Source organism: Halomonas sp. (assembly GCF_041689495.1).
Lineage (GTDB): Bacteria > Pseudomonadota > Gammaproteobacteria > Pseudomonadales > Halomonadaceae > Halomonas.
In genome coordinates this window covers 1-2,069 of sequence record NZ_JBDNGD010000416.1, presented here as the reverse complement: position 1 = coordinate 2,069, position 2,069 = coordinate 1, and the positions used below count along the sequence as shown (strand labels likewise).

Below are 2,069 nucleotides of genomic sequence, written 5' to 3'. Positions count from 1 at the left end.
CAGGAAACCATCAAGGTGCTGGCCCGTGGGCTCGCCCATGAGGTCAAGAATCCGCTGGGTGGTATCCGGGACGCGGCCCAGTTGCTGGAGCGTGATCTCGATGACCCGGGTCTCAAGGAATTCACCCACATCATCATCGAGGAGGTGGACCGCCTGCGTGACCTGGTGGATTCCATGCTGGGTCCCAATCGTCTGACCCGGCACGAGCCGCTCAACATCCACAAGGTGCTTGAACGAGTGCGTTCCCTGTTGATCGTCGAGCAGCCATCGGTACAGATCACCCGGGACTATGATCCCAGCCTGCCCGACTTCTCGGGCGACGAGGCGCAGATGATCCAGGCGGTGCTCAATGTGGCACGCAACGCCATGGAGGCGATGATCGAAGATGGCACGCCACAGCCTCGACTGGTATTGCGCACCCGGGCCCGCCGACAGTTCACCCTGGGCAACGAACGGCATCGACTGGTGTGTGAGGTGTCGATCATCGACAACGGCCCGGGCGTTCCCGAAGCGCTGTGCGAGACGCTGTTCTTCCCTATGGTCTCGGGGCGCTCCGATGGCAGCGGCCTCGGCTTGTCCATCACCCAGTCGATCCTGCACCAGCACCAGGGCATGATCGAGTGTTACTCCTTCCCCGGCCATACCGAATTCCGCCTGCTGATTCCGCTGGAGACTCGTCATGACTGATGTCGCCCGTGTCGTGATCGTCGACGATGATCGCGCCATTCGCTGGGTGCTGGAACGCGCCCTGGCCCATCCCGATCTGCCGGTCATCGTGATGACCGCCCATTCGGACCTGGACAGTGCCGTGGCCTCCTACCAGGGGGGCGCCTTCGAATACCTGCCCAAGCCCTTCGACGTAGACGATGCCCTGGCCCTGGTGCGACGCGCCGTGGCCCATGCACGGGAGCGCCAGCGTCCGGTCAGAGTGCCCGAGGGGCTGGATGCCGAGATCATCGGTGAGGCCCCGGCCATGCAGGAGGTGTTTCGCGCCATCGGCCGGCTTTCGCATTCGCATATCACCGTGCTTATCAACGGCGAGTCGGGAACCGGCAAGGAACGGGTCGCCCGGGCCCTTCACCAGCATAGCCCAAGGGAGGGCAAGCCATTCATTGCCCTGAACATGGCGGCGATTCCCCGCGATCTGATCGAATCCGAACTCTTCGGTCACGAGAAGGGTGCCTTTACCGGCGCCACGGCCCAGCGGCAGGGCCGCTTCGAGCAGGCCGATGGTGGCAGCCTCTTCCTCGACGAGATCGGCGACATGCCCGCCGAGACCCAGACCCGCCTGCTGCGGGTGCTGGCCGATGGCGAGTTCTATCGTGTGGGGGGGCATACCTCGGTGAAGGTGGATGTGCGGATCATCGCCGCTACCCACCAGCACCTGGAACAGTTGGTGGAGGATGGCCGTTTCCGTGAGGACCTCTTCCATCGCCTCAATGTCATCCGCGTCCACCTGCCGACCCTGGCCGAGCGGCGTGAAGATATCCCCCGGCTGGCTCGTCACTTCATGGCCGAGGCTGCCAAGGAGCTCTCCACCGACATCAAGGTGCTCACCCCGGAAGCCGAGGCCCACCTGACCCAACTGTCCTGGCCGGGCAATGTGCGCCAGCTCGAGAATACCTGCCGCTGGCTGACGGTCATGGCCTCGGGGCGGGAAGTGCTCATCGAAGACCTGCCGCCGGAGTTGCGCAGCAGCGACAGCGCCCAGGCCGTCAGCGGTGACTGGCGCACAGCTTTTCGCGACTGGGCCGACCGTGCCCTGGCGGCGGGACATACCCACCTGCTGGAGCAGGCGGTACCCGATTTCGAACGGATATTGATCGAGACGGCATTGCGCCACACCGGTGGCCGCAAGGGCGAGGCCGCCGAGCTGCTGGGCTGGGGGCGCAATACCCTCACCCGCAAGCTCAAGACCCTGCTCCCGGCGCTGGCAGAGGGGGAATAGCCTGAGCGCCAAGCGCCAAGCCCGCTAGGAAGACCATGAAAGCCGCGTGGGTGCGGATATGAAGCCCGGTAGTATCTAGTACGAAAGGCGCATTGTTGCGGCGGATCGGGGGTGGTGTAAT

The 2,069-nt window shown here is 64.4% G+C and carries 2 protein-coding genes; both read left to right on the top strand.

The annotated features are described in order from the left end of the window. Positions 1–687, top strand: a 687-nt coding sequence (gene glnL, locus ACESMD_RS12945) for a nitrogen regulation protein NR(II) (protein WP_372613797.1), incomplete at its 5' end; no start/stop codon positions are given. Beyond that, positions 680–1,948 carry a nitrogen regulation protein NR(I) gene (gene glnG, locus ACESMD_RS12940; RefSeq protein WP_372613795.1) on the top strand — a complete coding sequence of 423 codons (1,269 nt, stop codon included), beginning with the start codon at positions 680–682 and terminating at the stop codon, positions 1,946–1,948. The genes glnL and glnG, both read left to right, overlap by 8 nt. Positions 1,949–2,069: the final 121 nt, after the last annotated feature.

Excerpts from the sequence above, each read along its gene's own strand:
- glnG (WP_372613795.1), top strand. The coding sequence starts at position 680 with ATGACTGATGTCGCCCGTGTCGTGATCGTCGACGATGATCGCGCCATT.